Origin of the sequence: Streptomyces sp. NPDC001351, from assembly GCF_042896045.1 — a bacterium.
GTDB lineage: Bacteria > Actinomycetota > Actinomycetes > Streptomycetales > Streptomycetaceae > Streptomyces.
In genome coordinates this window covers 373,674-390,426 of the sequence record NZ_JBIAWS010000009.1, presented here as the reverse complement: position 1 = coordinate 390,426, position 16,753 = coordinate 373,674, and the positions used below count along the sequence as shown (strand labels likewise).

The following is a 16,753-nucleotide window of genomic DNA, read 5'->3' as shown; positions in this document are numbered from 1 at the left end:
TTCCCGGTGAGTAGGGTTCGCGGATGACCGAACAGGCCGAGAAGCCCTTCCTCTACGTCGTCGTGTGCGCCGCCGGGATCGCCGCGGACGTCAGCAAGCTGATCACCGCGGCCCAGGAGCGGGACTGGGAGGTCGGCGTCATCGCCACACCGGTCGCCGTGAACGGCTTCTTCGACACCGCCGCCGTCCAGGCGCAGACCGGCCGCCCCATACGCTCCGCCTGGCGTACCCCCGGCGACCCGCGCCCCTTCCCGCCGCCGGACGCCGTCGTGGTCGCGCCCGCCACCTTCAACACCGTCAACAAGTGGGCGGCCGGTCTCGCCGACACCCTCGCGGTGGCCACCCTGTGCGAGGCCTACGGCCTGGGCGTCCCGGTAGCCGTACTCCCGTGCGTGGCCGACGCGCTGGCCGCCCATCCCGCCTACCGCGACAGCCTGGTGCGGCTGCGCGGGATGGGCGTCCGGTTCGGCGAGCCGTACTCCGGCGAGCCGGACGAGGACGGCACGCGACCGGAGTTCGGCTGGGAACGGGCGCTGGATCTGGTCGAACGGCGGTGACGGGTCAGGCGCAGCGGACCGTCGGACCCGCCAGCATGCCGCCGGTGTACAGCGCCTGCCCCTGCGGCATCCAGTAGCCCAGCTTGGAGACGACCGTCGAGCAGGCGGACCCCAGCGAGGCGCGGACCACGACCGTGGCCGGGTGGCCCGGCTGCAGGTCGGTGAGGGCACAGTCGACGGCATACGCGTTCCTGGTCGTCGCGGGATAGCGGCCGGTCAGCGGGTTGACGCAGCGGGCGTCCGACGTGGACAGCCGCACCCCCGAACTCTCCTGTCCGATCAGCCCGAACCGGGCGCTGCCGTCGCCCTGTTCGCTGTCGCGGTAGATCCGGTACGTCAGTGTGGTCGCCGCGCCGCGCTGCAGCGTGGTCCGGTCGACCTCGATGCGGTGCGTGGCCGGTGGCTTGGGTGCGGTGAGGGTCAGCGTGGCGTGGACGGTGCCGTGCAGATTCAGTCCGGCGGGCGACGACTTCACGCGGACGTCGGCCGTCACGTCGTACGTCCCCGGGCCGGGATACTCGCCGCCTCCGGGAAGATTCCCGGAGGCAGCCGTCACGCCGCCCTTCCGTGCGGTCCAGGTGCCCGAGGTCAGACAGGCGCGGTCGTCGTCGTCCTCTCCCGGACCGGTGCAGGTGGCCGGGGCGGACATCGCCATCGTCGGAGTGCCGCTGCCCGCGCACAGGCTCACCACGGCACGCTGCCCGTTCGCGCCCCGCAGGACCCCCGCGGGTGCGCACAGCGTGGACGGTTCCGGTGGGGGACTGGGACTGCTCCATGCGGGCGAGACCAGCATGAGGGGCAGGGCGAGGGTCTGTGCCGCCGTTCCCATCAGGAGCTTCTGCTTCGTCTTCGTCGCACGTGTCGGCATCGGGTTCCTCCCGCAGGGCCACGACCGGCGGGGCGCCGGTCACCTGCGCCGAGGATGCGCGAGCGCGCCGACCGCCGGGCGGCTCCCACGCCGGGCGGTCACCTGCGGGCAGCAACGGCCGGTGCCCCGGCCGTCCGGGCCGTGCTGCCTGGAGTGCGGGCGAGGCCGTACGCTCCCCTTCGTACCCATCCCGAAGGCAGGAGCAGCAACGATGCAGTACGTGAAGCTCGGTTCGACGGGCCTGGACGTGTCGCGGGTCTGTCTCGGCTGTATGACCTACGGCCTGCCCGACCGCGGCGTGCACGAGTGGACGCTCGACGAGGAGGCCTCGCGTCCGCTGATCCGGCAGGCGCTGGAAGCCGGGATCAACTTCTTCGACACGGCCAACGTCTACTCCGACGGCACCAGCGAGGAGATCGTCGGCAAGGCACTGCGCGACTTCGCCGACCGCGACGAGATCGTGCTGGCGACCAAGGTGCACGGCCGGATGCGCCCCGGGCCCAATGGCGCCGGCCTGTCCCGCAAGGCGATCATGACGGAGATCGACCACAGCCTGAGCCGGCTCGGCACCGACTACGTCGACCTGTACCAGATCCACCGCTTCGACCCGCACACCCCGGTCGAGGAGACCATGGAGGCCCTGCACGACCTGGTGAAGGCGGGCAAGGTGCGCTACATCGGGGCGAGTTCGATGTTCGCCTGGCAGTTCTCCAAGATGCAGTACACCGCCGAGCGGCACGGCTGGACCAAGTTCGTGTCCATGCAGAACCACTACAACCTCCTCTACCGCGAGGAGGAGCGCGAGATGCTGCCGCTCTGCGCCGACCAGGGCGTCGGCGTCCTGCCCTGGAGCCCGCTCGCCCGCGGCCGCCTCACCCGGGACTGGGGCACGGTGACGGAGCGCAGCGCGGGCGACAACTTCGGCAGCCGCCTCTACCCGGAGGGCGACCGCACCATCGTCGAGGCCGTCACCCGCATCGCCGGCGACCGCGCCGTCCCGCGCGCCCAGGTCGCCCTCGCCTGGCTGCTGCACCAGGACACGGTGGCCGCCCCGATCGTCGGCGCCGCCAAGCCGCACCACATCGAGGACGCCGTGGCCGCCGTCGAACTCGAGCTCAGCGACAAGGAGATCGAGGAGCTGGAGGCCCCCTACTCCCCGCACCCCGTCGTCGGTCACAGCTGATGCCCGCCAGGGTCGGCTAATGCGGCCCGTGCGGTGCGAACTCCGTGCCGCACGGGCCCGCGCCCTCGCTCTCGGCGAGGACCACGCGCTCGCCGTCCATCGACAGCGTGCGGTAGTAGTGCCCGATGCGCTCCGCCGACCGCCCCACGTAGTGGCCGATGAACGACCGGCGGAACCGGTCGGTGGTCCCATTGGGCTGCGAGCCGTGCACCATGCTGCCGTTGAAGAACAGGACGTCCCCGGGCGCCATGTCGACCGGCACGGCCGCAAGGCCCGGCGGCGGCGCAACGTACTCCCGCGCGAAGGACACCTCGACGTCCGCCTCCTCCGGACAGAACAGGTCCATGCGGTGCGTACCGGGGACGACCTCCAGACCGCCGTTGTCCCGGCCGATCACGTCACAGGCCACCCACGCCGCCACACAGGTGCCCGGCTCCACCCGCAGATAGAAGTTGTCCTGATGCAGCGCCTGTCCCCGCGCGCCCGGCGGCTTGAAGTAGAACATGCTCTGGGCGGCCAGGACCTCCTCGCCGAGCAACGCCTCCAGCACCCTGCGCAGCCGGGCGTCGAGGAGCACGCGCAGTGCCGTCTCGCTGATCTCGTGCGGGTGCATCACCCTCGGGTAGGCCGCCAGCGGATCCTCGGACACGCGTGGCTCGAAGTGCCCGGGCACCGGCCCGGCCGCGTGCAGCGCGGCGAACTCCGCACAGAGCCGGTCGATCTCGTCGGGTGCGAACAGTCCGCGTACGACGGTGAACCCGTCCTCCTGGAACCGCCTCAGCCCGTCCTGGGTGAGGATGGAGGCGCCGACGGCGCCCCTATCCATGGCTGTCATATGTCCGCTCCTTCGATCGGGTGTCCTCGGCTCATCACGCTAGGTCGCCGTGCGCTTCAGGAGGATGCCCGTGAACGCTGACGGATTGCCCGAGACTGCTGCACCCGGCGATCCCGCCCCGCCGCCGGGCCTCGTCGTGGTCGGCCGCTACGACCGGCTGGAGGGCTACGGCGTCAACCGGCCGCGCGGCGCGGACAGCTGGCTGTTCACCTGGACCACAGGCGGGCACGGCCGGCTGCGCCAGGGCGAGACGGAGGCACGGGCCGGCGCGGGCGACCTGGTGGTGCTCGCCCCGGGCGTACGGCACGAGTACGCGGTCGAACCTGCCTCCCGCAGCTGGCAGTTCTGGTGGGTGCACTGCCAGGCACGCCCGTCCTGGGCGCCGTGGCTGCGGCCGTACGACACCGGTGACGGACTGTTCGTCGTCACCCCGACCCCGGCCGCCGTGCGCGACCGCGTCGGCGCGGCCTTCCGCCGGATGCTCGCCGACGCCCGCTGGACCGGAAGCGAGTCACCGCCCGCCGACGCGCCGGACGACCGGGTCGCCGTGGCGCACGGCACCGCGGCGCGGGAGCTCGCCCTGTCCTCCTTGGAGGAGATCGTCCTGCTCACCGCCGCCACCGCGCGCACCGCGGCGCCGCCGCCCGGCGTCGACGCCCGGGTGCGCCGCGCCGAGGCGCTGATCGCCGCCGACCCCGGCGCCCCGCACACCGTGCGCTCGCTCGCCGAAAGCGTCTCCCTGTCGCCCTCCCGGTTCGCCCACCTGTTCACCCGGCAACTGGGCCAGTCCCCGATGCGGGCCCTGCGCGAGGCCCGGCTGCGGCATGCCGCCCGACTCCTGGAGAGCACCGACCTGTCCGTGGACCGGGTGGCCGCGGCCTCGGGTTTCGCCAGCCCTTTCCACTTCAACCGCGTCTTCCACACACGCTACGGAGTGCCGCCCGGCGCCTACCGGAGAGGCGGCTCAATGGTTGAGACGTGAAGCGCGGCACTCCGCCCGGCCCGTGGGTTGCGCGGTGGAACGCCTGTTCAATGGTTGCGGAGCGACCGGTGCGCCGACCAGCCCAATCCCATTTCCCAATGCCGTGCCGACAGGTTTGACCGTTCGTCAAATCTCGTCGGCCCGCCCGCAAAGCAGAAAACCCCTGGATCTCTTGTTAGGCCTGCCTGACCTGTGCAAAGGTGTGCCCTGTCGGCGCACGGACAATACATTTTCCGGCTGTGTGCACGAGGCCGCTCCCGTTCGACCTACGCTCCAAAAGAGCTTCCCCAGGTCGGCGTTGGAGCTGCCGAATCCCGTACTCATACCCGTTGGTATGGACTTTATGACGCATGCCCCCGAGAGGAATGCAGCCGTGAAAGACGCGGGCCTGTCGAATTCCCCCACGCCCGACCGCCGGTTCTTCGTGACGGACGAACAGCTGAGCGCAGAACTGAAGAAGTGGACGGGGACGACGCCCGCGCTGCAGCCCGTCGGTGAACTTCTCGACCGGCACTGGGAAGCAGCGTTCGCCTATGCCCGGCTGTGCACCGACGGTGCCGCTTCGGCGGGAATGCTCACGACCGCCGCATTCACGCGGCTCTTCGGCGAAACCCTGCGGCAGAACGGGCCGACCTCCGCGTGGCGGCCCCAACTCCTCGTCACCGTCCGCCGTATCGCCGCGGAGTGGGACAACGACCACAGACGGGAACACCTCCACCCCGAGCTGTCCTCCGAGGGCAGCGACCGCGTCGCGGCCCGCCTGCTCCCGCCGTCCGACCGCCGCCTGCTGTCCGGGGCCTTCCAGCGGCTGCCCCAGTCGGCCCGCTGCCTGCTGTGGCATGTCGAGGTCGAGGCGGAGGCACTGGGGATACCCGCCGGCCTGCTGGGCATCGACGAGCAGGACGCCGGCGTCGAACTGGAGCGGGCCCGCGAACGGCTGCGCGAGGAGTGCCTCCAGGTCCACCGCGAACTCGCCCCCGAGCAGGAGTGCCGGCGCTATCTGCGGATGCTGGACGTGACCTACCGGCGGGGCGGAGTCGAGATCGATCCCGACCTGAACACCCACCTCGCGGGCTGCAGGCACTGCAGCCACACCGCCGACCAGCTGGCACAGTTCAACCAGGGGCTCGGCCTCGCCCTGGCCGAGGCGGTGCTCGGCTGGGGCGCGCGGGCCTATGTGGAGTCCCGGGTGGCCTCGTTGACCGAGGAGTCCGGCGCCCTGCCCCCGGAGATCCCCCTCCCGCCGATCCCGGGCGAGCCCTTCGCCCCCACTCACCCCGCGCCCGGCACCGCCCCCCGTCCCGGCGGCCGCTCCGCCGCCCGCCGTGCCGCCCACAAGGCCGCCCGGCCCGCCGCCGCCCGCCGCCGCAATCTCGCCGCGGCCGTTCTGACGGTGAGCGGACTGGTCGTCCTGCCGCTGGTCCTGTGGTCCGTCCTCGGCTCCGGCGACGGCACCACCACGGCCGACGGCGACCACCCCTCCGAGACCCCCGGCAGCGGCGCGGGCACACCGTCTGCGGGCCCCTCCTGGGTCGGTACCAGCACGGGTTCCCAGGGCACCATCCGCGGCAAACTGCACAACGCCGACTCCGGGCTGTGCGTCGCCGTCGTCGGCAAGAAGGCCGTCAAGGGAGCCGAGACCGAACTCGCCGACTGCTCCTCGGCATCCGTCCAGCAGTGGACGTACGAGACCGACGGCCGTCTGCGCAGTGCCACGGACCCCGACCTGTGCCTGGACTCCCACCTCGGCTACTCGGTGCAGCTCGCCCCGTGCACGGGCGACTCCGAGCCGGGGGCCAAGAACATCCGCTACGACTTCACCCTGCAGGGCACCCTGGTGCCGCGCTGGAACCAGGACCTGGCCCTGACCCCCGCGGCCACTGACGGCTCGGGCGCCCTGGTCGTCAAGACCCGCGACGACGGCACCGCCCAGCGCTGGGGGTTCGACACGTCCAAGGCCGACCTGCAGATGCAGGTGGTCAACTGGGACGCCGACAACAGCCCCTCGCCCACACCGAAGGCCACCCCCAAGGCCGCGAGGACCCCGAGCCCCACACCCACGCCGTCCAGGCCGTCCGCTGCTCCCTCCGCCGCGTGGCCGACCCCGACGAACCCCTACCCCTCGAACCAGTACTGCTACTACAACCCGTCCTCCTGCGGATGGGGCGGCTACGGCCCGGGCTATGGATACGGCAACGGTTACGGATACGGCGGTGGCGGCCACCACTGACCGCCGAGCTCAGCCGGCCACCTGAAGCGACAGCCACAGCGCCGCCACGGCCGCGACGAGCGCGGCCGGGGTGGCGAGCAGGCCGAGCCGGGTGAACTCCCCGAGCTGCACCTCCTGGCCGTGCCGCTGCACGATGCGCCGCCACAGCAGCGTTGCCAGCGATCCCGCGTACGTCAGGTTCGGCCCGATGTTCACCCCGAGCAGCACCGCCAGCACCGCACCGGGCCCACCGGCGGCGGTCAGCGGCAGCAGGACCAGCACCGCGGGCAGATTGTTGATCAGGTTCGCCAGTACGGCGGCCAGCGCGGCGATGCCCAGCAGCGCGAGCAGCCCCGCGCCGCCGGGCAGCACATGGCCGAGGGCGTCGGCGAGCCCGTTGTCGACCACCGCCCGCACCACGATGCCGAGCGCGAGGACGAACGCCAGGAACGCCGGGGACGAGGCCCGCACCACCGACAGCGGGGTCGCCCTGCGCCGTAGGAGCGCGCGGCCGGCCAGCACCAGCGCGCCCGCCGCGGCCACCCAGGCCGGGTCGATGCCGGCCGCGGAGGCCACGACGAATCCACCCAGCGTGCACCCCACGGTGACCAGCGCGAACAGCGGCAGCGCGGGCGTCTGGCCGGGTTCGGGGGAGTGGACGGACGCGGCCAGGTCCTCGTCGAAGAACCGCCGGAAGACCAGATACTCGGCGCCGATGGCGACCAGCCAGGGCAGTGCCATCAGCGCCGCGAACCGGGTGAAGCTCAGTCCGCTCGCCTCGAAGGCCAGCAGGTTGGTGAGATTGGAGACGGGAAGCAGCAGCGAGGCCGTGTTCGACAGGTGGGCGCACGCGTACAGATGCGGTCTGGCCCGCACCCCGGCCCGGGCGGCGGTGGCGAGCACCACCGGAGTCAGCAGCACCACCGTGGCGTCCAGGCTGAGCACGGCGGTGATCGCCGACGCCAGCACGAAGACCGCCGCCAGAAGCCGCCCGGGAGAGCCCGCCGCCCGCCGGGCCATCCACGCCCCGCACGCCTGGAACAGCCCCTCCACGTCACAGAAGTGGGCCAGCACCAGCACGGCCGCGAGGAAGCCGATGACGGGCCCGAGGCTCGCGGCCTCCGCCCGGGCGTGGTCCAGGGAGATCGCGCCGGTGGCGATCACGATCCCCGCGGCCGGAACCGCCAGCACGGCCTCCGGCAGGCCCTTCGGGCGCACCACCGCCCAGGCGAGGACTGCGACGAGCAGGGCGGCGGAGAGTATTTCGGCGAGCGCGGTGTTCAGGGCAGGGTCCTTCAGGGCGGATCAGGGCAGATCAGGGCGGGACCCTCAATGAAAACAGGTCACGGTAAGAGCTCCGCCGGGGGCCCTGCCCGCTCAGGGGCCGGTGCCCGGGCTGAGTACCGTCAGGAACACCGAGGAGGCGTTGCCGGAGACGGGGACCTGGCCGCCCTTCCACGTCACCGTGAGATGGTCGCGCTCATCCGGGGGCGTGACCAGCAGTGAGGCGGGGGTGTCCGCGTGCGCGCCGCTGACGTCCGGGTTGGAGAAGGTCAGCCCGGCCCAGGCGCTCCTGCCCGGCGCCAGCGTCACCGTCGTGGGAGTGCCCGAGGAGCGCTTCGGGTCCGGGCCCAGCTGCCGGCCCGACGCGTCCACGAACGCGGCACCGGGATAGCCGCGCACCGTGCAGGTGCGGGAAGAGGCGTTGGTCAGGACGACCGGGAAGTTCTCCTGTCCGGCGCCGGGGTCGTTCTGCCCGACGGTCGCCCGCAGCTGGGAGGTGTGGCAACGGCCTCCCGTGGTGCCGGCCGGCGTCGACTGCGCCGCCGACGCGGTCAGGGTGGCCCCGCCGGGAGCGGTGCTCGCCGTGGAGGCGGACGCGCTCGCCCGGTCGGTGCTGTGGTGGCCGCCGGTGGCGGGCGCTGCCGTACCGGGCAGCGTCGCCGGAGTGCTCGCCGTGCCGCCGCCACTGCTGCCGCAGGCCGTCAGCAGACCGAGCACCGCGACCGCACTCGCGAGCAGGGCCGGCCGGTGGACGGAGGGGGACTTCTTCGCCATGTGCCTCAACACTCCCGGAGATTCCTCGCACACGTCGTGGCGTGTGCGTACGGCGCTGATGTGCCCCGTCATGCAGGTCCGATGCGTGCCGGGACGAAAAAGTTCGCGCGCGGCCCGAGTGTTCCGCATCAGCTTCCGATGCGTACGGAGGCGAGGATGCGGTCGGTCGCCTGCGCTCGGCCGCTTTGTCGGATCTGTACGTACACCCGAGTCTGCGCGCTGCCGTCCGCCGGGGCGAGCGCGGCCTCCGTGACCGACCCGCCGCCCGGGCAGCCGTCCCAGACACGGACCCTGCCGTGCCAGACGGCGCCGGTGTAGGCGCGTGCGCCGTCGTAGTGGCAGCCCGGGTGGGTGAGGGCGTTCACCGCGGCCGTGAGGTCGCCGTGCTCGCTCAGGCCCACCAGCACGCCGTTGACCTCGGCCGTCAGGTCCTGCCACGCGGTCAGACGGTCCGCGACCGCGAACCCCGGCTCATGACCCGGTGGCAGGCCGAGCGCCCGCGGATCCCACCCGGAGTCGCGTACCTGCCGGTCCCAGCCGCGGGGAACCTCGGCCACGACCGTGCCGGTCGTGTCCGAGACCCGCACCCCCGTGGTGGCCGGACCCTGCCGGTCGACCAGCGCCAGCGTCACACCGACGGCCGCGACCACGGCCACGGCACCGGTAAGGGCGAGAGCGGTCCGGTGTCTTCGGGGCCGGCGGCCGGAGGCGGCGAGTCGTTCCAGCTCCTGCGCGAAGGCCACGGCACCGGGCCAGCGGCGTCTGCGGTCCGGCGCCAGCGCCCGCATCAGGGCCCGCCGGACAGCAGGAGCCAGATCCGGGCGCAGCCGGTCGGGCCGTACGACCCTGCCCGGCTCACCCGGAACCGCGCCGGTGACCAGGTGGTAGGCGACCGCGCCCAGGCTGTACACATCGGCCCGGGCGTCGATGCCGACGCCGGGTTCGGCCTGCTCGGGCGGCCGGTACCCCGCCGAACCGGCGGCCTGCGTGAGCCCCGACGCCTCCGCCAGACTCTTGGCAAGTCCGAGGTCGGCCAGCAGCACCCGCGAGGCGCCGTCGGGGGAGGAGCACAGCAGCACGTTGCTCGGCTTGATGTCCCGGTGCACGATCCCCGCCGCATGCAGCGCCGCCGCACCCCGGGCGGCCAGCGCCGTCAGCCGCAGCGCGTCCGCCACCGGCAGCGGACCGCCGGCCGCCAGATCGGCGAGGGTGCCGCCGTCGGCGTACTCCATCACGAAGTACGGCCGCCCGTCGGGGAGTTCACCGATGTCGTAGACCTGCACCACCCGGTCCGAACCCGCCCGCCGCAGCATCCGCGCCTCGGCCAGGAACCGCTCCCGTACATCGAGCCGGTGGGACCAGTTGTCGGCGAGGACCTTGACCGCCACCGGCGCGTCGAGCTCGTCGTCATGGGCCAGCCAGACCGTGCCGAACGCGCCCGTGCCCAGGCGACGTTCGAGGCGGTAGCGCCCGATCCGCTCGACGGAATGCATACGACTATCATGCCTGGACGTGGATCGTTCCCGAGGAGAGCCCCAGGTCGCGCCCACCGAGGACCTGGCCCGCAGCGCCGCGGCGGGCGACCCGGCGGCGCTGGAGGGACTGCTCCGGGCGATCAGGCCCGAGGTGGTCCGGCGCTGCGGCCGGTTCCTGCCCTGCCGAGAGGACGCGGAGGAGGCCGCGCAGGACGTCCTGCTCCAGGTCGCGCGGAAGATCTCCACCTTCCAGGGCAGCAGCCGCTTCAGCACCTGGCTCTACACGGTCGTCGCCAACTGCTGCCGCCAGAAGTACCGCGCACTCAAGCGGCGCTCCGCCGAACAGCCGGCCCCCATCGACGCGGGCCGGCTCACCGACCCCCGCACGACCAGCGTCATCGCCGGCTCCCGACTCGACCTGCTGGAGGCCCTGGACCGCCTGGAACGCGAACACCCCCAACTCGTCGATCCCCTGGTCTACCGCGACATCTGCCAGCTCGACTACGCAGAGGCAGCCGAGCGCACCGGCATCCCCCTCGGCACCTTCAAGTCGCGCCTGCACGAGGCCCGCAAACAGATCAGGCCCTGGCTGCTGGAAGCGCCCTGATCAGTAGCGCCCCAAAGGGGCGCGGGGCTGTATCCATGTGCGGCTCCGCCGCGCGGGCGCGACCAGCCACAACGGTGCCGCAGACGAAAGACGACCCGTTACCGCACAACCCGCGGAGCGCTACTCGTCGAGCAGTCCGATCTCCGCCCAGATCGTCTTCCCGTCAGCGGTGTGCCGGCTTCCCCACCGCTGCGTCAGCTGAGCCACCAGCAGCAGCCCCCGCCCGCCCTCGTCCCACGTCTTGGCGCGCCGTAGATGCGGAGCCGTGTGGCTGGTGTCCGACACCTCGCAGATCAGCGTGGCCTCGTCGTGGATCAGCCGCAGCCGGATGGGGTGCGCGCCGTACCGGATCGCGTTCGTGACGAGTTCGCTCACCACCAGCTCGGCGGTGAACGCCGCCTCCTGCAGCCCCCAGCCGTCCAGCTGCTCGACGACCTGCTTGCGGATCGGCGCGACCAGTGCCGGGTCGGCGGGGATGTGCCAGGTCGCCACCTGCGAGGACGGCAGCCCGCGGGTGCGGGCCAGCAGCAGGGCCACGTCGTCCAGGGCGCCACCCGACGGCAACAGGGCGTGCAGCACCCGGTCGCAGGTCTCGTCCAGCGAGTCGGAGTACGTCTTCAGCGCGTCGCACAGCATCCGGTGGCCGGCGTCGACGTCCTGGTCGCGGGTCTCGATCAGCCCGTCCGTGTAGAACGACAGCACGCTGCCCTCACGCAGCTCCAGCTCGGCCGACTCGAAGGGCAGCCCGCCCAGGCCCAGCGGTGGCCCGGCCGGCAGGTCCACCTGCTGCGGAACGCCGCCCGGCGGGACCAGGACCGGCGGCGGATGCCCGGCCCGGGCCAGGGTGCAGCGCCGGGACACCGGATCGTAGACCGCGTACAGGCAGGTGGCGCCGACCTCGCCGGGGCTGCCCTCGTTTCCGGCCTCCGCGGACAGCCGGACGACCAGATCGTCCAGGTGGGTGAGCAGTTCGTCGGGGGCGAGGTCTATGTCGGCGAGGGTGCGCACGGCGGTGCGCAGCCGGCCCATGGTGGCCGAGGCCTGGATGCCGTGCCCGACGACGTCCCCGACGACCATGGCGACCCGCATCCCCGACAGCGGGATCACATCGAACCAGTCACCGCCCACACCCGCCCGGGCCGCCGGCAGATAGCGCGAGGCGGCGTCCACGGCGGCCGTACGCGGCAGCGAGCGGGGCAGCAGGCTGCGCTGCAGGGCGAGGGCGGTCTCCCGTTCGCGGGAGAAGCGGCGGGCGTTGTCGATGCAGACGGCGGCCCGCGTGGTGATCTCCTCGGCCAGCAGGATGTCGTCCGCGGAGAAGGGGTCCGGTCGCCGGAACCGGGTGAGGACCGCGACACCGAGGGTCTGACCGCGGGCCCGGATCGGCACGGACATCGTGGAGTGGATGCCGTACTCCTTGACCCGCTCGGCGCGGGTCTTGTGCCAGCTGAGCCACTGGTCGAGGGCGCCCGAGGAGATGGACGCGACGATCGTGCGGCCCGCGACCAGTGAGTCGGCCTGGGGCGAGCCCGCCGGGTAGTGCTCCAGCTGACCGGGCTGGAGGACGGCCTCGGGCGTGCCGGGATTGACGGAGAGGTGTGCGGCCCGGCGCAGTCCGATGGGGGCGGTCAGCCTGAGCGGGGGCTCGCCGCCGTGCTCCTGGAGGTCCAGCAGGTCGACGCTGACCAGGTCGGCCAGGGCCGGGACGAGAACGTCCACGAGCTCCTGCGTCGTACGGGTGACGTCGAGCGTGGATCCGATGCGCACACTCGCCTCGTTGACCAGCTGCAGCCGCTCCCGGGCAAGGTAGTTGTCGGTGAAGTCGTGCGCGGCCAGGCACACGCCCCGCACCCGTCCCTCGGCGTCGGTGACCGGCGCCATCCGGGCCAGCCAGGCGTGCGCGCGGTCCTCGCCGCCGGAGCGCATGTACGTCTGGACGTCCAGCGGGCGCCCGGTGGTGAGCACCTGCACCATGTGCGCCTCGAGCTCCTCGCTCTGCGGCTTGCCGCCGATCTCGGCCAGGCGAAGCCCCCGCACGCGCTCCTCGGGCAGGCCGATCACCTCGGCCATGGCGTCGTTGACCCGTCTCAGCCGCAGCCGCTCGTCGTACACGGCGACCGCGCAGGGCGACTGGGTGAGCGCCGCCTGGGCCAGCGGGTCGTCGGGGGAGTGCGGGGCGTCGCCGTCCAGCGGGCTGAAGAGGAGCCACCGGCCGGGCGTGTCGCTCTGCGACGGACGATGGTGGGCGAGCAGCCAGACGGACACCTCGCGGCCGTCGCGGTGGCGCAGTTGCACGGTGCCGTCCCAGCGGGTCCCGGCGGGCGCTAGGACATCCCTGTCGATCAGCAGATTCCCACCGGGGCGGCCCACCACCTCGGTGACGGGCCAGCCCAGCAGTCGCTCCGCACCCGGGTTCCACTCGAGAAGCGTGCCGGATTCATCGATGACAGCCCGCGCCGTCGCGGTCTCGTCGAACGGATACTCCGGGCTCATCGTCGCCACTCCATCGCGAACACTCACAGTGAACCGCCGGGTCACTTGAGTGCCAGCCTAGTCCGTCGGGGAGCCGCAGGGACGGGAACCCCCATGGGTGCGCGGCGGCCCGGTCAAGGGGCAATTCCGGCCGTTGTGGCGCGTGGGGCAGAAGAGCGTCACCGCACCCTTGACGGCCCTGTGTGGCGCCGCGTCAGAATCTGTTTGTTCGCGATCAGTTGTGAGTACTTCTGGGCCCTGATGAGGGGGAGCCGCCATGACAGTGACTCGGAGATCGGTTCTGCTCGCCTCCGCCGCCGCGCCGGCCGCCGGAGCGCTTCTTGCCACTCCGGCGGCCCGGGCCGCCGAGTCCGCCGCGGGCGGATCCGGCCGCCGCACCGTGGCGCTGCGCGACGGCTGGCGGTTCGCGCTGGTCAACCCGGACGGGATCACCGATCCGAGTGGGGCCTACGCACAGGCCGCCGACCCCGGTTACGACGACTCGGGCTGGCGCGAGGTGGCGGTGCCGCACGACTGGAGCATCGAGCAGACCCCGACCACCGAGCACGGCACCACCAGCGGCACCGGCTTCTTCCCCGGCGGCCTCGGCTGGTACCGCCTCGCCTTCACCCTGCCGCCCGCCTTAGCCGGCAAACGGATCTCGGTGGAGTTCGACGGCGTCTACATGGACTCCTACGTCTACTGCAACGGCACCCAGGCCGGCCAGCACCCCTACGGCTACACCGGCTTCGCCTTCGACCTGACCGACCTGCTGCACACCGACGGCACCACCGAGAACGTGATCGCCGTCAAGGTGCAGAACCAACTCCCCAGCAGCCGCTGGTACTCGGGCAGCGGCATCTACCGCGAGGCCCGCCTGGTCGTCACCGAGCCGGTGCACGTCGAACGCTGGGGCACCCGCGTCACCACGCCGGACATCACCGGCGAGCGGGCCGTCGTACGCGTACGGACCTCGGTGGTGAACGAGTCCGGTGCCGCGAGCCGGGTCGAGATCCGCTCGACGGTCAAGGACCCCGACGGCCGCACGGCGGCCCGCGCCACCACTACGGTCGCGGTCACCGACAAGACGGCCGAAACCCACGAACTCACCGTTCCCGACCCGAAGTTGTGGGACTTCGAGGCCCCGCACCGCTACACCCTGGAAACCGAACTGCGCGTCGGCGGCAGGACCGTCGACACCTACCGCACCCCCTTCGGGATCCGCACCTACCGCTTCGACCCCGACGAGGGCTTCTCCCTCAACGGCACCCACACCAAGATCAAGGGCGTGGACCTGCACCACGACCAGGGTGCCCTCGGCGCCGCGATCAGCATCGACGCCGTGCGCCGGCAGATGACCATCATGAAGTCGATGGGCGTCAACGCCTTCCGCACCTCGCACAACCCGCCCTCGCCACAGATGATCCAGGTCTGCGAGGAGCTGGGCATCGTGATGATGGTGGAGGCCTTCGACTGCTGGCGGACCGGCAAGACCACGTACGACTACGGCCGCTTCTTCGACGAGTGGTGCGAGAAGGACGCCACCGAGATGGTGCTCGCGGCCCGCAACTCGCCCGCCGTGGTGCTGTGGTCCATCGGCAACGAGATACCCGACTCCACCTCCACCGCCGGACTGGCCATGGCGGACCGGATCATCGGTGCCATCAAGGCGGCGGACGACACCCGGCCGGTCGTCATCGGCTCGGACAAGTACCACGGTGTGCCCGCCACCGGCTCCGCGGCCGACCTCATGCTCGCCAAGCTGGACGGCCTCGGCCTCAACTACAACACCGCCAAGTCGGTCGACGCCCTGCACGCCAAGTACCCCAAGCTGTTCCTCTTCGAGTCGGAGTCCTCGTCGGAGACCTCGACCCGCGGCTCGTACCAGGAGCCCGAGCACCTCAACACCGGCGAGAACCACACGCCCGGCAGACGCGAGGTCTCCTCCTACGACAACAACCTCGCCTCCTGGACGATGAGCGGCGAGTACGGCCACAAGAAGGACCGGGACCGCAAGTGGTTCGCCGGGCAGTTCCTGTGGTCCGGCATCGACTACATCGGCGAGCCGACGCCGTACGACGTCTTCCCGGTCAAGGCGTCCTTCTTCGGCGCGGTCGACACGGCCGGCTTCCCCAAGGACATGTACTACCTGTTCCAGAGCCAGTGGATCAGCGAGCCCATGGTCCATCTGCTGCCCATGAGCTGGAACCACGAACAGGGCGACACGGTCGAGGTGTGGGCCTACTCCAACGTCGACACCGTCGAGCTCTACCTCAACGGAAAGTCCCTCGGCACGCGCACCTTCGACACCAAGAGGACCACGGACGGCCGTGCGTATCTGGAGACCACGGAGGCCACCGGTGACGACAAGACCTTCACCACCGGCCCCTACCCCGGCAGTTACACCAGCCCGAACGGCAGCGCCGGCAAGCTGCACCTGACCTGGAAAGTACCGTTCCAGCCAGGGGAGTTGAAGGCGGTGGCCCGCAGGGACGGGAAGGTGGTCGCCACCGACGTGCTGCGCACGGCGGGCGAACCGTATGCCGTACGGCTCACGGTGGACCGCAAGTCCCTTGCCGCGGACGGGCGTTCGCTGGCCTTCGTGACCGCGGACGTCGTCGACGCGCGCGGAGTGGTGGTGCCCGACGCGGAGCATCTGATCACCTTCGAGGTGACGGGCGGATCCCTCGCGGGGCTCGACAACGGCCGGGAGGAGAGCGCCGAGCGCTACCAGGCGACCACCCGCAGCGCCTTCCACGGCAAGGCCCTTGCCATCGTGCGCGCCGGCACCGAGGCCGGCACCCTGAAGGTGACCGCACGGGCGGAGGGGCTGCGGGCAGGAACGGCCACCGCGCGCACCACGCCCGCCCGGTCGGCCGCGACCACCCCGGCGGCAGCGTTCGGTCCTGAGCACCCGGCGCCCCCGAACTACCCGTACGCGGACGCCAGTTACTCCGGCCGCCCGGACACCCTGCCCGCCGCGATGCTCGACGGGGACGCGGCGACCGGCTGGTCCAACGCCTTCGCCAAGTCGGCCACGGCCCTGCTGCCCGCCTTCAACGGCGCGCGGGAAAAGGACTGGGTCTCGGTGGACTACGGGAGGGCCCGGACCTTCGACCGGGTGGAGGTCTCCTTCACCGTTGACGCGACGCACAGCCTGCCCGCGTCGATCGAGGCGGCCGTGTGGGACGGGCGCCGGTACGTGCCCGTCACCGGGTCGGCGGTCGACTGGGCCACCGCCTCGGACGCGCCCACGGTCCTCACCTTCGACGCGACGCGCGGCTCCCGCCTGCGGCTCACCCTGACCAGCGCTCACCCCGGCGAAGTCCTCGGGGCCGTGCGGATCAGCAAGTGGGAGGCGCCGGGCGGCTGAGCGGCCGGAGCGGTCCGGGCGGGAAACCAGTCCCGTCCGGACCGTTGACGGAGTGTCATGGCGCGAACAAGCATGAGCTGCGTCCGCATCTGGGAGCGCTCCCACCCCGTTGGGTCGGCGAGCGTCACCCGTAC

General features: G+C 72.0%; 12 protein-coding genes. 6 read left to right on the top strand and 6 right to left on the bottom strand.

The window, feature by feature from the left end; translation table 11 throughout:
• Positions 1-23: 23 nt before the first annotated feature.
• Positions 24-557: a flavoprotein gene (locus ACFY1U_RS32345; RefSeq protein WP_390697680.1), complete on the top strand. Its 534-nt coding sequence runs from the start codon at positions 24-26 to the stop codon at positions 555-557.
• Positions 558-561: 4 nt separating this feature from the next.
• On the opposite strand, the gene ACFY1U_RS32340 is transcribed toward ACFY1U_RS32345, so the two are convergent.
• Complete coding sequence (locus ACFY1U_RS32340; protein WP_390697679.1) at positions 562-1,425, bottom strand: hypothetical protein; 864 nt, start codon at positions 1,423-1,425, stop codon at positions 562-564.
• Between the two features lie 211 nt (positions 1,426-1,636).
• On the opposite strand from ACFY1U_RS32340, the gene ACFY1U_RS32335 reads away from it, so the two are divergent.
• On the top strand, positions 1,637-2,608 hold the full coding sequence (locus ACFY1U_RS32335; protein WP_390697678.1) for an aldo/keto reductase: 972 nt from the start codon (positions 1,637-1,639) through the stop codon (positions 2,606-2,608).
• Between the two features lie 16 nt (positions 2,609-2,624).
• Here ACFY1U_RS32335 and ACFY1U_RS32330 read toward each other — a convergent pair whose 3' ends face one another.
• A complete protein-coding gene (locus ACFY1U_RS32330) occupies positions 2,625-3,434 on the bottom strand; it encodes a phytanoyl-CoA dioxygenase family protein (RefSeq protein WP_390697776.1) in 810 nt (269 codons plus the stop codon).
• 73 nt (positions 3,435-3,507) lie between these two features.
• Between ACFY1U_RS32330 and ACFY1U_RS32325 the strand changes: the two genes are divergently transcribed.
• Positions 3,508-4,425, top strand: coding sequence for a helix-turn-helix domain-containing protein (locus tag ACFY1U_RS32325; RefSeq protein WP_390697677.1), 918 nt, complete (start codon positions 3,508-3,510; stop codon positions 4,423-4,425).
• A 373-nt stretch (positions 4,426-4,798) separates the two neighbouring features.
• Positions 4,799-6,655, top strand: a complete 1,857-nt coding sequence (locus ACFY1U_RS32320) for a ricin-type beta-trefoil lectin domain protein (protein WP_390697676.1) — start codon at positions 4,799-4,801, stop codon at positions 6,653-6,655.
• A 9-nt stretch (positions 6,656-6,664) separates the two neighbouring features.
• Here ACFY1U_RS32320 and ACFY1U_RS32315 read toward each other — a convergent pair whose 3' ends face one another.
• From ACFY1U_RS32315 to ACFY1U_RS32305, 3 genes are all read right to left on the bottom strand, one after another.
• On the bottom strand, positions 6,665-7,918 hold the full coding sequence (locus ACFY1U_RS32315) for an SLC13 family permease (RefSeq protein ID WP_390697775.1): 1,254 nt from the start codon (positions 7,916-7,918) through the stop codon (positions 6,665-6,667).
• A 93-nt stretch (positions 7,919-8,011) separates the two neighbouring features.
• On the bottom strand, positions 8,012-8,692 hold the full coding sequence (locus ACFY1U_RS32310) for a DUF4232 domain-containing protein (protein ID WP_390697675.1): 681 nt from the start codon (positions 8,690-8,692) through the stop codon (positions 8,012-8,014).
• Between the two features lie 128 nt (positions 8,693-8,820).
• Positions 8,821-10,185, bottom strand: a complete 1,365-nt coding sequence (locus ACFY1U_RS32305; protein WP_390697674.1) for a serine/threonine-protein kinase — start codon at positions 10,183-10,185, stop codon at positions 8,821-8,823.
• Positions 10,186-10,204: 19 nt separating this feature from the next.
• Here ACFY1U_RS32305 and ACFY1U_RS32300 point away from each other — a divergent pair, with 19 nt between their 5' ends.
• The gene (locus ACFY1U_RS32300) at positions 10,205-10,774 is read left to right on the top strand and encodes an RNA polymerase sigma factor (protein ID WP_390697672.1); all 570 of its coding nucleotides are present in this window, start codon (positions 10,205-10,207) and stop codon (positions 10,772-10,774) included.
• A gap of 120 nt (positions 10,775-10,894) precedes the next feature.
• Here ACFY1U_RS32300 and ACFY1U_RS32295 read toward each other — a convergent pair whose 3' ends face one another.
• Positions 10,895-13,267, bottom strand: a complete 2,373-nt coding sequence (locus tag ACFY1U_RS32295) for a SpoIIE family protein phosphatase (protein WP_390697671.1) — start codon at positions 13,265-13,267, stop codon at positions 10,895-10,897.
• Between the two features lie 256 nt (positions 13,268-13,523).
• Here ACFY1U_RS32295 and ACFY1U_RS32290 point away from each other — a divergent pair, with 256 nt between their 5' ends.
• Positions 13,524-16,619 (top strand): glycoside hydrolase family 2 TIM barrel-domain containing protein, encoded by a 3,096-nt coding sequence (locus ACFY1U_RS32290; protein ID WP_390697670.1) that lies wholly within the window; start codon positions 13,524-13,526, stop codon positions 16,617-16,619.
• The last annotated feature ends 134 nt before the right edge of the window (positions 16,620-16,753 follow it).